This is a genomic window from Shewanella aegiceratis (assembly GCF_019457495.1).
Taxonomy (GTDB): Bacteria; Pseudomonadota; Gammaproteobacteria; order Enterobacterales; family Shewanellaceae; genus Shewanella; species Shewanella loihica.
This window is the reverse complement of sequence record NZ_CP080416.1, coordinates 3,051,544-3,072,547: the sequence shown is the minus strand read 5'-3', so window position 1 is coordinate 3,072,547 and position 21,004 is coordinate 3,051,544. Positions and strand designations below refer to the sequence as shown.

The 21,004-nt window shown below is 52.5% G+C and carries 20 protein-coding genes; 16 read left to right on the top strand and 4 right to left on the bottom strand.

What is annotated here, in order from left to right; genetic code table 11:
• The first annotated feature begins 25 nt into the window (after positions 1-25).
• Positions 26-859 (top strand): formyltetrahydrofolate deformylase, encoded by an 834-nt coding sequence (gene purU, locus K0H80_RS13485; protein ID WP_220071907.1) that lies wholly within the window; start codon positions 26-28, stop codon positions 857-859.
• Positions 860-967: 108 nt separating this feature from the next.
• On the opposite strand, the gene K0H80_RS13480 is transcribed toward purU, so the two are convergent.
• The 4 genes from K0H80_RS13480 to map form a co-directional block, all read right to left on the bottom strand.
• Entirely contained in the window at positions 968-1,312 is a 345-nt protein-coding gene (locus K0H80_RS13480) for a DUF3718 domain-containing protein (protein WP_011866436.1), read from the bottom strand.
• A gap of 210 nt (positions 1,313-1,522) precedes the next feature.
• On the bottom strand, positions 1,523-2,347 hold the full coding sequence (dapD, locus tag K0H80_RS13475) for a 2,3,4,5-tetrahydropyridine-2,6-dicarboxylate N-succinyltransferase (RefSeq protein ID WP_144200295.1): 825 nt from the start codon (positions 2,345-2,347) through the stop codon (positions 1,523-1,525).
• A 35-nt stretch (positions 2,348-2,382) separates the two neighbouring features.
• A complete protein-coding gene (gene glnD, locus K0H80_RS13470; RefSeq protein ID WP_220071906.1) occupies positions 2,383-4,956 on the bottom strand; it encodes a bifunctional uridylyltransferase/uridylyl-removing protein GlnD in 2,574 nt (857 codons plus the stop codon).
• Between the two features lie 81 nt (positions 4,957-5,037).
• Positions 5,038-5,880 (bottom strand): type I methionyl aminopeptidase, encoded by an 843-nt coding sequence (map, locus tag K0H80_RS13465; protein WP_223294717.1) that lies wholly within the window; start codon positions 5,878-5,880, stop codon positions 5,038-5,040.
• Positions 5,881-6,114: 234 nt separating this feature from the next.
• Between map and rpsB the strand changes: the two genes are divergently transcribed.
• The 15 genes from rpsB (at position 6,115) to rnhB (ending at position 20,891) form a co-directional block, all read left to right on the top strand.
• The gene (gene rpsB, locus K0H80_RS13460; protein ID WP_011866432.1) at positions 6,115-6,843 is read left to right on the top strand and encodes a 30S ribosomal protein S2; all 729 of its coding nucleotides are present in this window, start codon (positions 6,115-6,117) and stop codon (positions 6,841-6,843) included.
• A gap of 119 nt (positions 6,844-6,962) precedes the next feature.
• On the top strand, positions 6,963-7,811 hold the full coding sequence (gene tsf / locus K0H80_RS13455; RefSeq protein ID WP_011866431.1) for a translation elongation factor Ts: 849 nt from the start codon (positions 6,963-6,965) through the stop codon (positions 7,809-7,811).
• 133 nt (positions 7,812-7,944) lie between these two features.
• A complete protein-coding gene (pyrH, locus tag K0H80_RS13450) occupies positions 7,945-8,688 on the top strand; it encodes a UMP kinase (RefSeq protein ID WP_011866430.1) in 744 nt (247 codons plus the stop codon).
• A gap of 35 nt (positions 8,689-8,723) precedes the next feature.
• Positions 8,724-9,281 carry a ribosome recycling factor gene (gene frr, locus K0H80_RS13445; RefSeq protein WP_011866429.1) on the top strand — a complete coding sequence of 186 codons (558 nt, stop codon included), beginning with the start codon at positions 8,724-8,726 and terminating at the stop codon, positions 9,279-9,281.
• An 81-nt stretch (positions 9,282-9,362) separates the two neighbouring features.
• The gene (gene uppS, locus K0H80_RS13440) at positions 9,363-10,154 is read left to right on the top strand and encodes a polyprenyl diphosphate synthase (RefSeq protein WP_144200298.1); all 792 of its coding nucleotides are present in this window, start codon (positions 9,363-9,365) and stop codon (positions 10,152-10,154) included.
• Between the two features lie 20 nt (positions 10,155-10,174).
• Entirely contained in the window at positions 10,175-11,032 is an 858-nt protein-coding gene (locus K0H80_RS13435) for a phosphatidate cytidylyltransferase (RefSeq protein ID WP_041406674.1), read from the top strand.
• Positions 11,033-11,034: 2 nt separating this feature from the next.
• On the top strand, positions 11,035-12,222 hold the full coding sequence (gene ispC / locus K0H80_RS13430) for a 1-deoxy-D-xylulose-5-phosphate reductoisomerase (protein WP_220071905.1): 1,188 nt from the start codon (positions 11,035-11,037) through the stop codon (positions 12,220-12,222).
• 70 nt (positions 12,223-12,292) lie between these two features.
• The gene (gene rseP, locus K0H80_RS13425; protein ID WP_220071904.1) at positions 12,293-13,654 is read left to right on the top strand and encodes a sigma E protease regulator RseP; all 1,362 of its coding nucleotides are present in this window, start codon (positions 12,293-12,295) and stop codon (positions 13,652-13,654) included.
• Between the two features lie 31 nt (positions 13,655-13,685).
• On the top strand, positions 13,686-16,169 hold the full coding sequence (gene bamA, locus K0H80_RS13420) for an outer membrane protein assembly factor BamA (protein ID WP_220071903.1): 2,484 nt from the start codon (positions 13,686-13,688) through the stop codon (positions 16,167-16,169).
• Between the two features lie 69 nt (positions 16,170-16,238).
• On the top strand, positions 16,239-16,733 hold the full coding sequence (locus K0H80_RS13415; RefSeq protein WP_011866423.1) for an OmpH/Skp family outer membrane protein: 495 nt from the start codon (positions 16,239-16,241) through the stop codon (positions 16,731-16,733).
• Positions 16,734-16,739: 6 nt separating this feature from the next.
• On the top strand, positions 16,740-17,765 hold the full coding sequence (gene lpxD, locus K0H80_RS13410; protein ID WP_220071902.1) for a UDP-3-O-(3-hydroxymyristoyl)glucosamine N-acyltransferase: 1,026 nt from the start codon (positions 16,740-16,742) through the stop codon (positions 17,763-17,765).
• A 30-nt stretch (positions 17,766-17,795) separates the two neighbouring features.
• Positions 17,796-18,257 (top strand): 3-hydroxyacyl-ACP dehydratase FabZ, encoded by a 462-nt coding sequence (gene fabZ / locus K0H80_RS13405; RefSeq protein WP_011866421.1) that lies wholly within the window; start codon positions 17,796-17,798, stop codon positions 18,255-18,257.
• Positions 18,254-19,021: an acyl-ACP--UDP-N-acetylglucosamine O-acyltransferase gene (gene lpxA, locus K0H80_RS13400; RefSeq protein ID WP_220060302.1), complete on the top strand. Its 768-nt coding sequence runs from the start codon at positions 18,254-18,256 to the stop codon at positions 19,019-19,021. The genes fabZ and lpxA overlap by 4 nt, the downstream gene beginning before the upstream one ends.
• A 95-nt stretch (positions 19,022-19,116) precedes the next feature.
• Positions 19,117-20,265: a lipid-A-disaccharide synthase gene (gene lpxB / locus K0H80_RS13395; RefSeq protein ID WP_220071901.1), complete on the top strand. Its 1,149-nt coding sequence runs from the start codon at positions 19,117-19,119 to the stop codon at positions 20,263-20,265.
• Positions 20,265-20,891: a ribonuclease HII gene (rnhB, locus tag K0H80_RS13390; RefSeq protein ID WP_220071900.1), complete on the top strand. Its 627-nt coding sequence runs from the start codon at positions 20,265-20,267 to the stop codon at positions 20,889-20,891. The genes lpxB and rnhB overlap by 1 nt, the downstream gene beginning before the upstream one ends.
• The last annotated feature ends 113 nt before the right edge of the window (positions 20,892-21,004 follow it).

The following is a 21,004-nucleotide window of genomic DNA, read 5'->3' as shown; positions in this document are numbered from 1 at the left end:
GGTTAGACATTTAGAGGTAGAGAAGATGCAACAGAGAGTTTTAATCACAGATTGTGCCGACGCACCAGGACTTATCACTAAGATCACGGGTGTCTGTTATGCCCACGGGCTCAATATCGTTAAGAACAGTGAATTTGTCGACAATGCTCAGGGGCGATTCTTTATGCGCACCGAGTTGGAAGGGGTGTTCGATGAGGCAAAGTTCCTGGCCGATATTGATGAGGTGCTGCCTGAGCAGCGTCATCGTAAGCTGGTGGTTAAGGGCAAGAAGCGCGTGGTGGTGATGGTGACCAAGGAGGCCCATTGCCTCGGGGATATCCTGATGAAGGCCTATTATGGTGGCCTGGATGTGGAGATAGCCGCTATCGTCGGAAATTACGACACGCTAAAGCCGCTGGCCGATAAGTTTGAGGTGCCTTTCTACTGTGTCTCTCATGAGGGCAAGACGCGCCATGAGCATGAGCAGGCGATGTTAGCCGTGATTGCGCAACATGACCCTGACTATCTGGTGCTGGCGAAATTTATGCGGGTGCTGACCCCAGAGTTTGTCGAGCAATATCCAAACCGTATCATCAATATTCATCACTCGTTTTTGCCAGCCTTCATCGGCGCCTCGCCCTATCGTCAGGCGTGGGAGCGTGGGGTGAAGATCATCGGTGCCACGGCCCACTTCGTAAACAACTGCTTGGATGAAGGGCCGATTATCAAACAGGATGTGATCCCTGTGGATCACAGTTACAGCGCCGAGGAGCTGGCCAGGTGTGGCCGGGATGTGGAGAAGAGTGTGCTGAGTAAGGCGTTACAATTGGTGTTGCAGGAAGAGGTGATCGTCTACGGTAACAAGACTGTGGTCTTCTAGTCTGTAGTACCGAGCAAATCTATAATTTATAGTTAATAAAAAAGAGCCTGTAGGCTCTTTTTTATTGGTTTTTAGCAGCTGGTCAGCTTATTGCCAAAGCTTATTACCTTAGAAGTTAACGGCTAAAATCTCTTCGTCACCATAGTTCATGGCGAGATCTTTAATGGTCACAGTACCTAAGCTGTAGCGTTCAATCTTAGCGGCAGTGCGATCGGCGCCGTTGCTCAGAGCAAATTGATGGAAGCTCTGGTCATTGCAGACAAGGCGAGGGAAGACGCGCTGTTTGTTGATGCGATACTCTTTCATTGTACCGTTAAATTCAATAATGCTGTTGCTTGCGCCGGCTTTGCATACGGCAACTAAGGTTTTTTCCATCTGAGGCGACATGGCGGCTTGAGAAGAAAAAGCCAGTGGGGCTAATGCGATGGCGGCAATCGTTAGTAACTTTCTCATTTTGTGCTCCTAGCATATTTCCGTTGGGATCGACTATGAGTAAAGCCCTTTATTTAGCGAAAAGCTGTTAGCTATTTGTCGCGAAATGTATCGGTATGTGAGGACTGGATCAGGCTATGTCTGGGAGTAACAGAATATGTCTGGATATCCCTTTAGGGGTAAAAAAGCCAGGTGAATACCTGGCTTTTTAAGGTTAGGGTGCGATAGGAATTAATCGACGATGCGTAGCAACTCGTTGATACCTACCTTACCGCGAGTCTTGGCATCGACCTTTTTCACTATGATGGCGGCATACAAGTTATATTTGCCACACTGAGAGGGCAGGGTGCCTGATACGACAACCGAACCCGCTGGCACACGGCCATAGTGGATCTCGCCGGTTTCACGGTCATAGATGCGGGTGCTCTGGCCTATGTATACCCCCATAGAGATAACACTGCCTTCTTCGACCACTACGCCTTCGACGATCTCTGAGCGCGCACCGATGAAGCAGTTGTCTTCGATGATGGTAGGGCCTGCCTGTAGCGGCTCCAACACGCCGCCGATGCCGACACCGCCTGAAAGGTGCACGTTCTTACCAATCTGGGCGCACGAACCAACGGTCGCCCAGGTATCAACCATGGTGCCTTCATCGACATAGGCGCCGAGGTTAACGTAAGACGGCATGAGTACGGTGTTCTTGCCGATAAAAGAGCCTTTACGCACAGCGGCAGGTGGTACCACACGGATCGCTTCCTGCTTGAAACGTGCCTCGTCATAGTCGGCAAATTTCATCGGTACTTTGTCGAAGAACTTGGTTTCCGCGCCGTCGATCACCTGGTTGTCGAAGATGCGGAAAGAGAGTAATACGGCTTTCTTTAGCCACTGGTGCACATGCCATTGACCGTCGATCTTCTCGGCGACGCGCGCTTCACCTGTGTCTAGCATGGCGATGGCTTTCTCAACGTCGGCGCGAACACTCGGCTCGACCGTGGTAGGGGTGATTTCTGCGCGAGCTTCAAAAGCTGCTTCTATACGTTGGCGTAAAGCCTCCATTAACGTCTCCCAATTATCATAAAATTGTCTGTTGATTAAACTTGGTTTTGCGTATCGAGCGCCTTGACCAGTGCTTCACTGAGCGCCTCTTGTTGTGTCTCGTTCAGTTGCTGCCCATCTTGTGTCTGCAACATAAAGAAATCTTCGGCGCGCTCGCCAATGGTGGTGATCTTCGCCGCCAACAGGGTGATCTCACAACGATAGAAGATATCACCCACCTTGGCCAATAATCCTGGGCTGTCCAGGGCGATCAGCTCCATCATACTGGTGCCTTGTTTGCGCGCCGGTAGGAAGCTTACCAGGGTCGGTACCCTGAAAGGTTTCATCTTACGGGGCAGCTTCTTAAATTTCGGCAATTTCGCCGTGTCATTGCTTAAGGTTTTCACCAGTGCCTTTTTGATCCCCTGGATGCGGGAGATCTGCGACACCGGGCTGCCATCTTGCTCTAAAATGACAAAAGAATCCAGTGCGTAGCCATCTTTTGAGGTCATGATGCTGGCGTCATGGACATTGATATTCTTGTTATCCAGTACGGCCATCACTGTGGCAAACAGCTTAGGCTTATCCTGACTGTAGACAAACAGCTCGGTGCCGCCGCGGGTGGTGTGCTTGGAGATCAACACCAGGGCCTCATCGTGCTTGTGTTTGAGTATCGCCTCGGCGTGCCAGGCCACCTGATTGGGCTGATGACGCAGGAAATAGTCGGCCTTGAATCGTTGCCACAGGGTATCAAGACTCTTCTCCTTGATCCCGCGGCGCAGCAGCTCCTTCTTCGCCTTGCCCTGATGCTCGCGCACGCGGGCGCGAATATCCACCGGCTTCTCCTTGCCCCGGGCAAGCACCCTTTGGGTGGAGAAGTAGAGATCCCGCAGCAGCGAGCCCTTCCAGTTGTTCCAGGTCTTCTCGTTGGTGGCGCAAATATCGGCGACCGTGAGACAGTAGAGGTAGCTAAGATGCACGGCGTCACGCACCCTGTCGGCAAACTCGGCCACCACATCGGGATCCGAGATATCCCGGCGCTGGGCGGTGACCGACATCACCAGGTGATTTTCCACCAACCAGCTCACCAGGCGACCATCATGTTTGTTGAGGCCATGCAGATCGCAAAATTCTTGGGCATCCACCGCGCCGAGTTTACTGTGATCGCCGCCGCGTCCCTTGCCGATATCGTGGAAGATGGCCGCAAGCACCAGCAGCCCCTTCTTCGGCAGCTGATTGATCAGTATGGAGCCTAAGGGGAACTCATCCTTTTGCTCCGTCTGTGAGAATCTGTCGATGTTGAGCAGCAGTCTGTGGGTATGTTCGTCGACCGTGTAGGCGTGAAAGAGGTCGAATTGCATCTGCCCCTCGATGTTGCGCCAGGCGGGTAGGTAGGCCGACAGTATGCCGTGACGGTGCATCAGGGAGAGAGAGGCGATGCCCCGAGGGTGACGTAAGATCTCCAGGAACACCTTGCGGCAATCCTCGTTGTCCATCAGGGGAGTCTGCTGAGCGCGGCGGGCGCGCCTTAGGCTACGCAGGGTAGGGGCGTAGATCCCCTTGATATTAGAGTTGCGCGCCGTGTGCAGGAAGAGGCGCATGATCTCCACCGGGTCATGGAACAGATCCGCCTGCAGAGATTCGATAAAGCTGCCGCGGCGCTGGTAATCCTCGTCTATGGGCTGGATCTCCAGCTCCTTGGTGTGGCCCAGGGTCGCGCGCTTGAAGAGTTGCAGCAGCATCTGGTTGAGCTCCATCACCCGGCGTACGGTGCGATAGTAGCGCTTCATCATCTGCTCGACCGCAAGTTGGGTCTCATCCTTGTAGCCGAGCAGCTCCGCCACTTGACGCTGCAGGTCGAACAGCAGGCGGTTCTCGTCGCGCCCCGAGATCAGGTGCAGGGCAAAGCGCAGCTGCCAGAGATAGCCCTGACACTCCAGCAGCTCCTCGAGTTCATCCTGCTCCAGAAAGCCGTGGGCAACCAGCTCCTCGGCGCAACTGGCGTCGAAGTAGCGCATCGCTACCCAGGTGATGGTCTGAATGTCTCTCAGACCGCCCGGGCAGGATTTGAGATTGGGCTCGAGATCGAATGCGCTGGCCTTGGCATGGCGCGCCACCTGTTCATCGCGCTTGGCGACAAAGAAGTCGCTAGCGGGCCAGAAGTCACCTTCGCGCACCTTGTCATACAGAGTATTAAACATAGCCTGGGGGCCACAGAGTAATCTGGCTTCCAGCAGGTTAGTGGCGATGGTGATGTCGGCCTTGCCCTGAGCTATGGTCTCATCAATTGTTCTGACGCTGTGACCCACCTCGAGACCCGCATCCCAGAGGAAGGCGATAAACTGACTGAGTTTGGCTTCGTCACTTGGGGCGAGCGACCCTTGGATAAGGAAGAGTAGGTCCACATCGGATTGGGGATGCAGTTCCCCCCGGCCATAGCCGCCGACGGCGATTAGCGCCACGGGCGTGGTATCGAGCTGATGGGCTTGCCACTGGGCAATAAGGAGTTCATCGACGAAACGGCAGCGTTGGCTGACCAGGGCGGTCACAGATTCGCCGGCGCTGAAACGTTCTAGGAGTTCTTGATTTTGTTGTTTTAGGGCGTTCTTAGCTGTTAGCGCAGTGTTCATTGCAGTCCTTAACCTCAGAGCGAGCATAGCAGGCCGGATGGCCTGCTATGGGAGTAAACCACAATTTAGCTGCGTGTGCGATTAGTGGTTGATGATGCGGGGGAAGTTTTCTTCTTCGCGCAGGGTCAGGACCTCTACACCCGTTGGGGTGATCAGCAAAGTGTGTTCCCACTGAGCCGAGTTTTTACCGTCAGAGGTGGTCACCGTCCAGTTGTCGTCCTTGTCCAGTACGCTGGTGTGACGACCGGCGTTGATCATCGGCTCTATGGTGAAACACATGCCAGGACGCAGTACCGTCTTGTCATTGTTCTTGTAGTGCATCACCTGCGGCTCCTCGTGGAAGCCGGCGCCGATGCCGTGGCCACAGTAGTCGGTGACGATACTGTATTTTTCCAGGCCGGTTTTCTTGCTCTTGATATATTTCTCGATGATGGTGCCGATCTCGCCCAGTTTCATGCCTGGACGCACCTTCTTGATTGCCTCATACAGGCTTTCCTGAGCCACGCGGCACAGGCGCTTATCTTTGGCGCTGACGTCACCGATGAGGAACATCTTAGAGGTGTCGCCATGGTAGCCATCTTTGATCACTGTGATGTCGATATTGATGATGTCGCCATCTTTCAGGGCGCGATCGCTTGGGATGCCGTGGCAGATCACTTCGTTGATAGAAGTACAGATAGATTTAGGAAAGCCATGGTAATCTAACGGGGCCGAAATTGCGCCTTGCTCTTCGGTATATTTCGCACAGATATCATTGAGTTCGTTTGTGGTTACCCCGGCCTTAACATGGGGAGCAATCATCTCTAACACCTCGGCGGCCAGCTTGCCTGCCGCGCGCATTTTTTCGATCTCTTCGGCTGTTTTTATCACTATACTCATTAAGCTTTCTCTGTTGTGTCGGTAGTCGAATTTGGGGCGCCTCAAGGCGCTAAAAATTTGTGTTGGCGCCGATATTATGGTATAAAGCGCGCCGTTATGTTTGACTCTTGCCGATGAGGTTCATTGTGACCCCATCTTTGAGCGAATGTGGCGGCCATTATACATGGCTATGACTAAATACTAAATCACACACGTATCGACACGTTCTTCGGGGTGCCTATTTAGGTCGGAGATATGGGATGCGTGGAGGTCTAACCCCCAATTTTTTAAGGTAAAAAAATGACTACAGTTTCAATGCGCGACATGCTTCAGGCCGGTGTTCACTTCGGTCACCAAACTCGTTACTGGAACCCTAAGATGAAGCCTTTCATCTTCGGCGCTCGTAACGGTGTACACATCATCAACCTAGAGCACACTGTGCCTATGTTCAATGAAGCACTAGCGTTCATCAGCAACGTAGCATCTAAGAAAGGTAAAGTACTTTTCGTTGGTACTAAGCGCGCTGCAAGCGAAGCGATCAAAGAAGCTGCTATTTCTTGTGATCAATACTACGTTGACAACCGTTGGTTGGGCGGCATGCTGACTAACTGGAAAACAGTTCGTCAATCAATCAAGCGTCTAAAAGATCTTGAGAGCCAGTCTGTAGACGGTACTTTCGACAAGCTGACCAAGAAAGAAGCGCTAATGCGTACTCGTGAGCTTGAGAAGCTAGAAAAGTCTCTTGGTGGTATCAAGAACATGGGCGGCCTACCTGACGTTATCTTCGTTATCGGTGCTGACCATGAGCATATCGCTATTAAAGAAGCTAACAACCTAGGTATCCCAGTTGTTGCTGTTGTTGATACTAACTCTTCTCCAGACGGCATCAACTACATCGTTCCTGGTAACGATGACGCTATGCGTGCAATTCGTCTGTATGCTGAGTCAGTAGCAGCGGCTGCTAAAGCAGGTCGTGGTCAAGACCTAGCTGTACAAGCTGAGCAAGACGGTTTCGTAGAAGCTGAATAATAAAGGCGGGATGAATTTCATCGCCCTTATTAACCAAGATAGATAATTGGTGAACAGGGGCCCTAAGGCCCCTGTTTTTTCACATTTGATTTGTAGAGTTACCTATAGAGGATTTAACAATGGCAATTACTGCTGCCCAAGTTAAAGAACTACGCGAGCGTACTGGCGCTGGCATGATGGATTGTAAGAAAGCGCTAACTGAAACCAATGGTGACATTGAGCTAGCGATTGAAAACATGCGTAAGAGCGGTGCTGCAAAGGCTGCTAAGAAAGCAGGTAACATCGCTGCTGAAGGTACTATCCTGATCAAGCAAGGCGAAGGTTTCTCAGTACTTCTAGAAGTTAACTGTCAAACTGACTTCGTTGCTAAAGACTCTAACTTCCTGGCTTTCGCTAACGAAGTTCTGGATGTTGCTGCAGCTGGCAAAGTATCTATTGCCGACCTACAAGCTCAGTTCGAAGAAACTCGTGTTGCGCTAGTTGCTAAAATCGGTGAAAACATCAACGTTCGTCGCGTTGAGTACATCGATGGTGCTAGCCAAGCTTCTTACCGTCACGGCGACCGTATCGGTGTTGTTGTAACTGGTGAAGCTGACGAAGAGACTCTGAAGCACGTTGCTATGCACGTTGCTGCTTCTAAGCCTGAATACGTTAACCCATCAGACGTACCAGCTGAAGTTGTTGAGAAAGAGAAAGCCGTTCAGATCGAAATCGCGATGAACGAAGGCAAGCCTCAAGAGATCGCTGAGAAGATGGTTGCTGGCCGTATGAAGAAGTTCACCGGTGAGGTTTCTCTGACTGGTCAAGCTTTCATCATGGAGCCTAAGAAGACTGTTGGCGAAATCCTAAAAGAGAAAGGCGCTACAGTAACTAACTTCATTCGTCTAGAAGTTGGTGAAGGTATCGAGAAGAAAGAAGAAGATTTTGCCGCTGAAGTAGCAGCGCAAATCGCCGCTTCTAAGGCGTAATCGCCAGTTGTAAGATACCCTAAAAACCGCAGCATTCGCTGCGGTTTTATTATGCCAATTAGATTGCTGCACAGCGCTTTTTTTTCTATATAATTGGCACGTTACCCATCGGCATTTATCAGGACAAACAACTATGAGCACAAATCCAAAACCTGCTTTTCGACGTATTCTTCTCAAACTGAGTGGCGAGGCCCTGATGGGCGAAGAGGGCTTTGGCATCGATCCCAAGGTGCTAGATCGCATGGCACAAGAGATTAAAGAGCTGGTTGAGCTTGGTATTCAGGTAGGTGTTGTGATTGGTGGCGGTAACCTATTCCGTGGTGAAGGCCTGGCACAAGCTGGCATGAACCGTGTGGTGGGCGACCATATGGGCATGTTGGCAACCGTAATGAATGGTCTGGCGATGCGCGATGCGCTGCACAGGGCCTATGTGAATGCCCGCCTGATGTCGGCCATCCCCTTGAAAGGCGTCTGTGACGACTATAACTGGGCCGAAGCGATTAGCCTGCTTAAATCTGGCCGCGTGGTGATCTTCGCCGCCGGTACGGGTAATCCTTTCTGTACCACAGATTCTGCCGCCTGCCTGCGTGGTATCGAGATCGAAGCCGAAGTGGTACTCAAGGGCACTAAGGTAGATGGTGTTTACTCTGATGACCCAGTCAAGAACCCAGAAGCGGTAAAATATGACGAGATGGGTTATGGCGAAGTCCTGGAAAAAGAATTGAAAGTGATGGATCTTGCGGCATTTACCCTTGCAAGAGATCACGATATGCCTATCTTAGTGTTTAATATGAACAAGCCTGGTGCGCTACGACGTGTTATCATGGGCGACCATGAAGGTACGCTTATTAGAAGTAGCCGTAAGACTGCCGAATAAATAACCCGATACGAACGAATTTAAGGATATTTAACGTGATTAACGAAATCAAAGAAGATGCAAAGAGCCGTATGGCGAAGTGTGTTGAAGCGACTAAGAATCAAATGGCTAAAGTACGTACTGGTCGTGCTCACCCAAGTCTGCTTGATTCGATCAAGGTGCCTTACTATGGTACGCCAACTCCGCTTAAGCAGGTAGGTAACGTATCTATTGAAGATTCTCGTACTCTGGCAATCACTGTCTTTGATACCACTATGATTGCAGCGGTTGAGAAGGCGATCATGAGTTCAGATCTGGGTCTAAATCCTATGTCTGCCGGTACGACTATCCGTATTCCACTACCAGCACTGACCGAGGAGCGTCGTAAGGACCTGATCAAGGTTGTTCGCGCCGAGGCTGAAAACGGTCGTATCGCCGTACGTAACGTACGTCGTGACGCTAACTCTGACGTGAAAGCGCTAGAGAAAGAGAAAGAGTGTACCGAGGACGATGTACGCCGCACTGAAGATGAGATTCAGAAGTTTACTGACGCTCACATCAAGCAGATCGATGAGATCTTGACGGCAAAAGAAGCAGAGTTGATGGAAGTCTAATCTCCCTGTTTCGTTACTAGAGTTCGCACGCCGTGTAGGGGTATACTACACGGCGTTTGCTATTTTTAAGGGTTGTAATAGATGTCAATCGAATCTCAATCTGGCTCTGAGTTATCTAATGAAGCACTCGCAGAGCTGGTAAAACAGTCTATTCCCAAGCACGTGGCGATCATCATGGATGGCAACGGACGCTGGGCACAGGCACAGGGCAAGCCCCGTGTAGTGGGCCATAAGGCCGGTGTAAAGACTGTTCGTCGCGCGGTGAGTATGGCGCGTGAGATGGGGATAGGTTCGTTAACCCTGTTTGCGTTTTCCAGTGAAAACTGGCGCAGACCCGAGAAAGAAGTCAGCCTCTTGATGGAGCTGTTTTTCACCGTTTTACAACGAGAAATAAAACTACTGGATAAAAACGGGGTCAGGCTCAACATCATAGGGGACATCAGTCGTTTTTCTGCCCGCTTACAAAAGCAGATCGCCGCGGCGATGGAGAAGACGGCCAACAACGATGGTTTGATCCTCAATGTGGCAGCCAACTACGGCGGTCGCTGGGACATAGTGCAGGCGGCGCAAACCTTAGCCAAAAAGGTGGAATCTGGCGAAATGACCAGCAGTCAGTTCACCGAGGAGGCGCTAAGTCAGCATTTAAGCATGCAAAATCAACCGGAAGTTGATTTAATGATTCGCACCGGTGGCGATTTTCGCATTAGTAACTTTGTGTTATGGCAAGCGGCTTACGCAGAGTTAGTGTTTACTGATGTGTTGTGGCCAGATTTTGATGAACAGGCCTTTAAAGATGCGGTAGCCGTATTTGCTACCCGGCAGCGCCGTTTTGGATTGACGGGTTCTCAAATTGAGACTTTGCAGGCTGAGTAATAAATTTAAGAGGGAAAGTTTTGCTAAAACATAGAATAATAACAGCAGTATGGTTGATCCCATTGGTGATGGGAGCCATTTTCTTTTTCCCTGTGGAGTATTTTTCATGGGCTTTGGTGGCTGTGTTCCTGATCGCCGCCAAAGAGTGGGGACGCATCATAGACAAGCGCTGTAATGTGACCCAGTGGAGTTTCACCCTGACCATAGGCATCTTGCTGGTGGCGTTAAACCTCCTGGTGCCCACCGAAGAGGTTTGGTTTAAGGGACAGCTACATCCTGTCTATCTCGCCATCACACTGATTGGCGCCATGTGGTGGGTCATCTCGTTATTCCTGGTGCTCAGCTACCCTAAAAGCGCCGCCCTCTGGGGTAAGAGCCACATGCTGAAATCCATGTTCGGCCAGCTGACCCTAGTGCCCTGTTTTACCGCGCTGATCGCGCTAAAGGCCCTGAGCACGGCGAGCATGCCATACTATGGCGGCGCCTTGGTATTCCTGGTGATGCTGACCGTGTGGGCGACCGATTCTGGAGCCTATTTTGCCGGTAAGGCCCTGGGCAAGCACAAGCTGATGCCTAACGTAAGTCCGGCGAAAACCGTCGAGGGGCTGCTCGGTGGCCTGGTGACTACCATGGTGGTCGTGGCGGGCGTGATGATGGTCTCGCCAGAGCAGGAGCTGGGACTCGTGATCGGCGTGACCCTATTTGTCGCCCTGGTTTCGGCCCTTGGGGATCTATCGGAAAGTATGTTTAAGCGTGTGGCCGACATTAAAGATTCTGGCACCATATTGCCGGGTCATGGCGGGGTGCTGGATCGCATCGACAGCCTGACGGCGGCGCTGCCCATCTTTACCCTAATTTATATCGCATTTTGGATGTAACCATGCAGAAAATGGTGATTCTAGGCGCCACAGGTTCTATCGGCGCCAGTACCCTGAGCGTTATCGAGCAAAATCCTGAGGCCTACAAGGCCTTTGCCCTGGTCGCCCATAAGAGTGTCGATAAGATGCTCGACTTGTGTATCAAGTACAATCCATCGATAGCCCATATGGTCGATCCCCAGGCGGCGGCCGAGTTGCAGCGTCGTTTGCCGGCGCACATGGCGATTGCCGTCTCTTCGGGCGAAGATGAGTTGGCGGCTATCGTCGCGCTGCCCGAGGTGGATTGCGTCATGGCGGCCATCGTCGGTGCGGCAGGTCTACCTGCCACACTGGCGGCGGTTAAGGCAGGTAAGCGGGTGCTGCTGGCCAACAAAGAGTCACTGGTGATGTCGGGTCGTCTGTTTATCGATGCGATGCAGGGCTCAAACGCCAAGGTGTTGCCAGTAGACAGTGAGCACAACGCCATCTTCCAGTGTTTGCCAGAGCCTGCCCAGCAAGCCATTGGCGCCTGCGATCTGGCCGGTGCCGGCATCTCCCATATTCTGTTGACCGGATCGGGCGGACCTTTTCTCACCTCAGATCTCGATAGTCTGAGTCAGATGACGCCGGATCAGGCCTGCAAACATCCTAACTGGTCGATGGGCCGCAAGATCTCGGTCGATTCCGCCAGCATGATGAACAAGGGACTCGAGTATATCGAGGCCCGTTGGCTGTTTAATGCCACCAAAGAGCAACTCAAGGTGGTGGTGCATCCCCAGAGCGTGATCCACTCTATGGTGCAGTATAAGGACGGTAGCGTGTTGGCCCAGATGGGCAACCCAGACATGCGCACCCCCATCGCGCACTGCATGGCGTATCCGCAAAGAATTTCGGCGGGCGTTGAACCTTTAGATTTTTTCAAAGTCGGACAGTTAAGCTTTCTTGAACCCGACTTCAATCGCTTCCCCTGTCTGAAGTTGGCCATAGATGCCTGCGAGCAGGGACAGGAAGCCACCACGGTATTGAACGCGGCCAACGAAGTGTCGGTCGAGGCCTTCCTGGCAGGATTGATACTTTTTACCGATATCGCACGGGTAAACGAGTATTGCCTGAGTCATGTCGAGCAGCGTAGTTTAGACACCATAGAAGATATTTTGGCGCTGGACGGCCTGGCACGGCGTGTTGCGCAGGAGCGGGTCGCCAAGCTGTAAGGCTCGCGCTAGCTAGTTTAAAGGCTTTCGTGGCTTACGTAAGCAAAGATAAGCAGAGATAAGGAGAGGAATGCTAGACTTTTTGTGGAACTTGGGCTCATTCATTATCGCCCTTGGAATTCTCATCACGGCCCATGAATATGGTCACTTCTGGGTGGCCAGACGTTGCGGCGTGAAAGTTGAGCGTTTCTCTATCGGTTTCGGTAAGGCCATATGGCGTAAGATCGGCGCCGATGGTACCGAGTACGTGGTGGCCATGATCCCCCTTGGCGGCTATGTGAAGATGCTCGACGAGCGGGTCGATACCGTTGCCGACGAGCTAAAGCCCCAGGCCTTTAACCGTAAATCTGTCTGGCAGCGCATCGCCATCGTCGGTGCCGGCCCCATGGCCAACTTCGTGTTTGCCATTTTCGCCCTTTACATCATGTACCTTATCGGGGTGCCCTCGATTAAACCTGTGATCGAATCGACACAGTCCGGCTCGCCGGCGGCGGTGATTCAGGTCAAGAAGCCGATGCAGGTGATTGCCGTTGGCGATCGCAGCGTACGCAACTGGGAAGAGGTGACCTACGCCTTGGTCGGTCACATAGGCGATGATGCCATCGACGTCACGCTGGCCCCTTTGTCGGGCGTGATGGGCGAGGAGCGCACCCATAAGCTAGATACCCGCCAGTGGAAGTTTAATCCTGAGACTGAGTCGCCCATTACTTCTTTGGGCCTCAATGTCTTTAGGCCTGCCATCACCCCTAAGCTCGGTTTTGTCGACGAAGATGGCGCCGCCTACGCGGCTGGTTTGCGCCTAGGTGACACCTTAGTCGCCGTCGATAACAAATCTTATGGCGATTGGGATCAGTTTGTTGCCAAGATCAAGGCATCGGCCGACAAGCCTATCAGCGTGACCATCAGACGCGATGGTGAGCAGCTTAAGTTCAATGTCACTCCTAAAGCGCGCACTATTGACGGCGGTAAGGTCGAGGGCGTGATTGGCGTGGCACCGACCCAGGCGCCTTGGCCCGATGAGATGCGTCTGCAACTGGAATACGGTGTCGGTGAGTCTCTCATGGTCGCCGCCGATAAAACATGGCAACTTGTATCGGTCAGCATTAAGATGATTGGCAAACTCTTTACCGGTGATGTGTCGGTGAAGAACCTGAGCGGCCCAATCTCTATCGCTCAGGGCGCGGGAAACAGCGCCAATTATGGTTTAGTTTACTTTTTAGGATTCCTGGCATTAATCAGCGTGAATTTAGGCATTATTAATTTATTGCCTTTACCCGTGCTTGATGGCGGGCATCTGTTATATTACTTCATCGAAGTGATCACAGGCAGGCCTGTACCGGAAAAGGTGCAGGAAATTGGATTCAGATTTGGGGCAGCCTTGCTGCTAATATTGATGAGTATCGCCCTTTTCAATGATTTTTCCCGACTCTGAGCAAGGACACACACATAATTAGAAGTGCTCTATGAGATTGAATAAAATTTTTGCCTCGATGTTATTAGTCGGTGCGTCTTTATCAGGGAAGGGTTGGGCCGATACATTCCAGCCTTTTGAAGTGACCGACATCCAGGTTAAGGGACTGCAGCGTGTTGCACTGGGTGCGGCGCTATTGAATATTCCTATCAAGGTGGGAGACACGGTCGACGAACTGCGTCTGCAGCAGGCGATCAAGAGCCTGTATTCCTCGACCAACTTCGAGCATATCGAGGTGAGCCGCGATGGCAGCGTCTTGGTGGTGACGGTCAAAGAAAGGCCTACCATCAGCGCAGTGACCTTCGAAGGCAACAAAGACATTAAAGACGAGCAGCTGCAAGAGAGTCTCGACGGCAGTGGCGTCAAGGCCGGTGAGTCGCTGGATCGCACCATGCTCAGTGGCATCGAGAAGAGCCTGCAAGACTTCTACTATGGCGTGGGTAAATATGGAGCCAAGGTTCAGGCTCAGGTGATCAACCTGCCACGTAACCGTGTCGAGTTGAAGTTTAAGTTTACCGAAGGTTTGGCGGCAGAGATTCGTCAGATCAACGTGGTGGGCAACACTGTCTTTAGCGACGCCGAACTGATCGGCATGCTGGAGCTGAAAGACTATGTGGCATGGTGGGATCTCTTCGGTGAGCGCCGCTATCAGAAGCAGAAGCTGCAGGCCGACCTTGAAACCATCAAGACCTTCTACCACAACCGCGGTTATATCCGGTTCGAGGTGACCTCCACTCAGGTGGCGATGACCCCTGACCGTAAGGGTCTCTACATCACCATCAACGTCGATGAGGGTGAGCAGTACAAGGTTAAAGAAGTTAACCTGACTGGCGACCTCATGGGCCGTGAAGAGGTGATGCAGGCGATTCTGCCGATCAAGGTAGGCGATACCTATAACGGCGCAGACGTGACCTTTACCGAAGAGATGTATGGTAAGTATCTGGGCCGTTTCGGCTATGCCTATCCTGAGGTGAAGACCTACCCTGAGATCGATGATGAGACCAAAGAGGTCGCCCTCAACGTCAACATCAAGCCGGGTAAGCGCGTCTATGTGCGTAGCATTAACTTTACCGGTAACCAGGTTACCAAAGATGAGGTGATGCGCCGCGAGCTGCGTCAGATGGAAGGCGCTTGGCTGAACTCGGCCCAGGTTGAGCAATCCAAGGCGCGTCTGAACCGCCTGGGTTACTTCGAAACCGTCGATACTCAGACGGTTCAGGTGCCGGGCACAGACGATCTGGTGGACGTCGACTTCACCGTGAAGGAGCAGCCATCAGGCTCGTTCAACGCGGGTGTGGGTTATGGTACCGAGTCGGGCCTGAGCCTACAGTTTGGTGTGCAGCAGAGTAACTTCTTGGGTACAGGTAACCAGGCAGGTATCAACCTTAATACCAACAAATACTCGAAGAACGTCAATATCAACTACACAGATCCTTACTTCACCAAAGATGGCGTGAGCCTGGGTGGTAGCATCTACTGGAACGAGTTTGACGCTCAGGAAGCGAACCTCGAACGCTATAAGAACAGTTCTTACGGTATTGCGGTCAACTCTGGCTTCCCGATCAACGAATACAACCGTATCAACGGTGGTATCGGCTATCGTCACAACAGTATCTCGGAGATCTCGGCCTACGAGCAGGCCCTGCGCTTCTACAACATCTATCGTGATGCCAACGATCCTAACGCCGACCTGTCGTTCGATAACTTCGAGCTGACCCTCGGCTGGTACCGCAGCACGCTTAACCGCGGCACCTTCCCAACCGATGGTTCGTCACAGCGTCTGAGCGGCAAGATGACGGTGCCAGGTTCGGATCTGCAGTACTTTAAGACAGATTTCGATACCAGCTTCTACTGGCCAGTCAATCGCAGCCACAGCTTCGTGCTCCTGACTAAGGCGCGCCTGGGTTATGGTAACGGTTATGGTCAGTACAACGACAACGACCAGATCCTACCTTTCTGGGAGAACTACTACTCGGGCGGTAGCAGTTCACTGCGTGGCTTCAAGTCTAACTCTGTGGGTCCACGTTCATTCTACCTGTATCGTGGTAGTGAGCCGTGCTCGCCAGATCCTGCAGGGGATACTTGTACCTTGCCAGGGGATCCTAACCGTGTCACTGTGAGCGGTGGCCGCTCTATCGGTGGTAACGCCATCGCTACGGCGAGTGTCGAGATGATAGTGCCAACCCCATTCCTGGATGAGGCCTACACTAACTCGGTTCGTACCAGCTTCTTCGTCGATGCGGGTAACGTTTGGGATACCGAGTTCGATTACGACTCATATCGCTTCCTGCCGGCTGAGCAGTTTGACAAGTTGTCTGACTATTCCGACCCAGGACGTATCCGTGCCTCGGCGGGGATGAGCGTTCAATGGTTGTCGCCAATGGGACCTATGGTATTTAGTCTTGCATGGCCAATCAAAAAATATGAAGATGATGACACAGAGATCTTCTCGTTCAACATTGGTAAAACTTTCTAAAGTAGAACTAATTTAAATAAAAAGTCATCGGCAAGTTTTGCTGATTATAAGGAGTTTATTTTGAATAAGATGTTTAATCGCGCAATGATGGTGTTGGTTCTGTTAGGCGCACCAATTGCAGCACAAGCTGAAAAGATCGCCGTTGTCGATATGCAGGCGGTATTTGAGCAGCTACCACAGCGCGAAGAAGTCAGCAAAACGCTGAAAACCGAATTCGGCGATCGTGTGGCTGGCGTACAGAAGATGCAGGAAGAGCTTCGCGGCATGCTAGAGAAGCAGCAACGCGACGCGGCCCTGATGAGCGAAACGCAGAAGACTGAGATGCTGCGCAAGATGGAATCTCTCAAGGCTGAGCTGCAGCTCAAGGGCAAGGCGCTGGATGAAGATATGCGTCGTCGTAACGGTGAAGAGCAAAACAAGCTATTGGTTAAGGTTCAAAAAGCCATCAGCGCTATCGCCGAGAAAGAGAAGTATGACGTAGTGCTACAGCGCGGCGCCGTGATCTACGTGAAGCCGACTTCAGACATCAGCAGCAAAGTGGTTGAAGCTCTGAGCAAAGGCTAAGCATTGATGACAAGTTATACCCTAAGTGAGATCGCCGCCCATCTGAATGCCGAGGTCAAGGGTGACGAGACGGTGACTATTCACCGTGTCGCCACGCTGGAGAAGGCACAGGCGGGGGAGATCTCCTTTCTGGCGAATCCCAAATACCAGAGTCAGTTAGAAGGCACGGCGGCCTCTGCCGTTTTGCTCTCGCCCAAGATGTCCGAGCATTATAGCGGCAATGCCATAGTGTTAGCCGATCCCTATGTCGGTTTTGCAAGAGTTGCTCAGCTGCTCGACACCACGCCTAGGGCCGCCGAGGCTATTCACCCCAGTGCGGTTATCGATCCTAGCGCCCAGCTGGGTGAAGGCGTCGCCATAGGGGCCAATGCGGTGATCGGCGCCAATGTTATCTTAGGTGAGAATGTTCAGATAGGTCCCGGCTGTGTGCTTGGTCAGGATGTTATCGTCGGTTCAAACTCCATCCTGTGGGCCAACGTGACCCTATACCATGACGTACAGCTGGGTACGGACTGTATCGTGCATTCGGGCACAGTGATCGGCTCTGACGGTTTTGGTTATGCCAATGAGCGTGGTCAATGGATCAAGATCCCACAAACTGGTGGGGTGCGTATTGGTAACCGTGTCGAGATAGGTGCCTGCACCAGTATCGACCGCGGCGCCCTGGATCACACAGAGATCCACGATGGCGTTATTATCGACAACCAGGTGCAACTTGCACACAATGTGGTGGTAGGTGAAAACACCGCGCTGGCCGGTAGCTCTACCTTTGCCGGCAGCTGTACCATAGGTAAATACTGTATCATAGGCGGCAGCAGCGCCGTGGCAGGGCATCTGTCGATTGCCGACGGTACCCATATCTCAGGTGGCACCAATGTGACGAGTGTTATTCGTGAGCCTGGTGTATACTCTTCTGCTACCGTTGCGATGGAAAACAAGTTGTGGCGACGTAATACCGTCAGATTCAGGCAACTTGATGAATTGTTCCAACGCGTCAAACAGCTTGAAAAAAACGTTAAATCAGATGATTAACTGCCTGAGGGCAGCTAAGGAAGTTATTGAGTGTCAAATCAATTAAATACGATGGATATCAAAGAGATCCTAAAGTTCCTACCTCACAGGTATCCGTTTTTATTGATCGATAGAGTCCTCGACTTTACGCCAGGTGAAACACTGCATGCGATCAAGAATGTCACCATCAACGAGCCATTCTTCCAGGGCCATTTCCCTGTAGCTCCTGTGATGCCAGGTGTATTGATCCTAGAGGCTATGGCTCAGGCGACCGGTCTGTTAGCGTTTAAAACCATGAGCGATGAGCCATCTAACGATGCCTTATACTATTTTGCCGGTATCGATAACGCTCGCTTCAAGCGTGTGGTCGAGCCTGGCGACCAACTTCATTTCGAAGTTAAGATGATTAAAGAACGCCGCGGGATTGGCGTCTTCACAGGTGAAGCTAAGGTCGATGGCGAACTAGTTTGTTCGGCAGAGATCATGTGTGCCCGCAGAGAGATTGCCAAGTGATTGATAAGTTAGCATTTGTACACCCAGATGCCAAAATCGGTAACAATGTTACCATAGGCCCATGGACCTATATCGGCCCAGATGTCGAGATCGGCGATGACTGTCATCTGAGCTCTCACGTGGTGGTCAAGGGCCCTACGGTTATCGGCAAGGGTAACCGTATTTTTCAGTTCGCCTCAGTAGGGGAAGACTGCCAGGATAAGAAGTATGCTGGCGAGCCAACCCGACTGATCATCGGCGATAACAATGTGATCCGCGAATCTGTCACCATACATCGCGGCACGGTGCAGGATAACGGTGAGACCCGTATCGGTTCTAACAACCTGTTTATGGCCTACGTGCACATCGCCCACGACTGTGTGGTGGGTAACAATGTGATCATGGCTAACAACGCCTCTATCGCTGGCCACGTCCATGTGGGCGACTGGGCGATACTAGGCGGCATGACGGGTGTGCATCAGTTTGTACATATCGGTGCCCATGCCTTTACCGCTGGTTATTCACTGATCCTGCAAGATGTGCCGCCATTTGTGATGGCGTCGGGTCAGCCCGCTATCCCAAGGGGACTGAACAGCGAAGGCATGAAACGCCGCGGCTTCTCCAAGGAGAGCCAACTGGCGGTGCGCCGTGCCTACAAGACCTTATATCGAAAGGGCTTGACCATTGAAGAAGCGGTTGCCGCCTTGGGTGAGGATGCCGAGGACGAGCAGGTTAAGCTGCTGATGGACTTTGTGGTCAACTCGAGCCGAGGCATTATTCGTTAATCGGTTTCTTTAATCGGTTTAGCTAATTGGTTTAGCTATCGAAGAAAAGCTCGTGTTCACGGGCTTTTTTATTTTCAGTAAGCAAGTAACAGAAGATGAATCAGAGCAATCAAAAAGTATTCGCCATGGTGGCGGGTGAGCTGTCCGGTGATATTCTCGGCGCCGGCCTGATCAAGGCCTTGAAACAGCAATATCCGAATGCCCGCTTCGTTGGTATCGGTGGCCCGCAGATGGATGCCCTGGGGTTTGAGTCCCTGTTCTCTTTCGAGGAGCTGGCCGTGATGGGCCTGGTCGAGGTGTTATCGCGCCTGCCACGCCTGCTTAAGGTGCGTAAAACGCTGATCGACGAGCTGACCGCCCTAAAGCCAGATTGCTTTATCGGTATCGATGCTCCCGATTTCAATATTGGCCTGGAGCTGAAGCTTAAGGCGCAGGGGATTAAGACGGTTCACTATGTCAGCCCTTCTGTGTGGGCCTGGCGCCCGAAGCGGATCTTCAAGATCGCCAAGGCGACCAACATGGTGCTGTCGCTACTGCCCTTCGAGAAGGCCTTCTACGACAAGCATAATGTGCCTTGTACCTTTGTCGGCCACACACTTGCAGACGATATTCCGCTGGTAAGCGATAAGCTCAGCGCCCGCGAGACACTGGGGTTAGATCCCCATGCCGAATACCTCGCCATCTTACCCGGTTCTCGGGGCGGCGAGCTCAAACAGCTGGCCGAGCCTTTCGTACAGGCAGCGGTTAAACTGCGCCAGCGCTACCCGGACCTTAAGTTCGTCACCCCGCTGGTCAATGCTAAGCGTCGGGCCCAGTTTGAGCTGGCCCTCAAGACTCATGCACCGGATCTAGACATACATCTGGTCGAGGGACAGTCTCGCACCGTGATGGCTGCGGCCGATGCTATCTTGCTGGCGTCCGGCACGGCGACCCTGGAGGCCATGCTGGTGAAACGTCCCATGGTGGTGGCCTACAGGGTATCGCCGATCACCTACCGTATCGCCAAGGGAATGATGCAGATTTCTCATTACTCCTTGCCAAATTTGCTGGCGGGCAGGGAGATCATCCCTGAACTTATCCAGGCCGACTGTACCCCGGATAAGATAGTCGACGCGGTGTCCAATCAGCTCGATGGCGATCATCAGCCGTTGATGGAGACCTTTATGGCTCTGCATCAACAGCTAAGGTGCGATGCCAGTGCGCGCGCAGCACAGGCGGTTATCGAGCTAGTGGAGACAAAATAGTGGCTATCTATAAACAAATTACCGCCGAACAGGTCGAGGCACTGTGTTGCGGCTTCTACGCCGGCGTCGATGAGGTGGGCCGTGGCCCCTTGGTGGGCGATGTGGTGACCGCAGCGGTGGTGCTGGACCCGGACAATCCTATCGAAGGGCTAAATGACTCCAAGAAGTTGTCGGAGAAGAAGCGCGACGCCCTCTATGAGGAGATCCTCGCCAAGGCGCTGGATGTCAGCGTCGGACGCTGCTCGCCGCTGGAGATCGATGTGCTCAACATACTGCACGCGACCATGCTGGCGATGCAGCGCGCCGTTGCTGGACTGCGCGCCCGACCTGACAGAGTATTGATCGACGGCAATCGGGTACCGGACTTTACCGATGAGACCCTGGAGGGGCATGCGGTGATCAAAGGCGATGGCCTGATCCCAGCCATCAGCGCCGCCTCTATCGTTGCCAAGGTGGTGCGCGACAGAGAGATGGAAGCCTTGGATGAGCGTTATCCCGAGTATGGCTTCGCCAAGCACAAGGGCTACCCCACCAAGGCGCATTTCGAGGCGCTCGAGGCCCATGGCGTGCTGGCAGAGCACCGCAAGAGTTTCAGGCCGGTCAAGGAGCGTCTGGAGGCCTGTTAAACCGCCTGCTCCGGGCGCCTGCGACTGGTGCCCTGTGTGTGACTCTGGTACTCTTTCAAGGCGACTCTTTCACGGGAATAGTTCGCCGCATAAATATTAGAAAATTTGCTAAC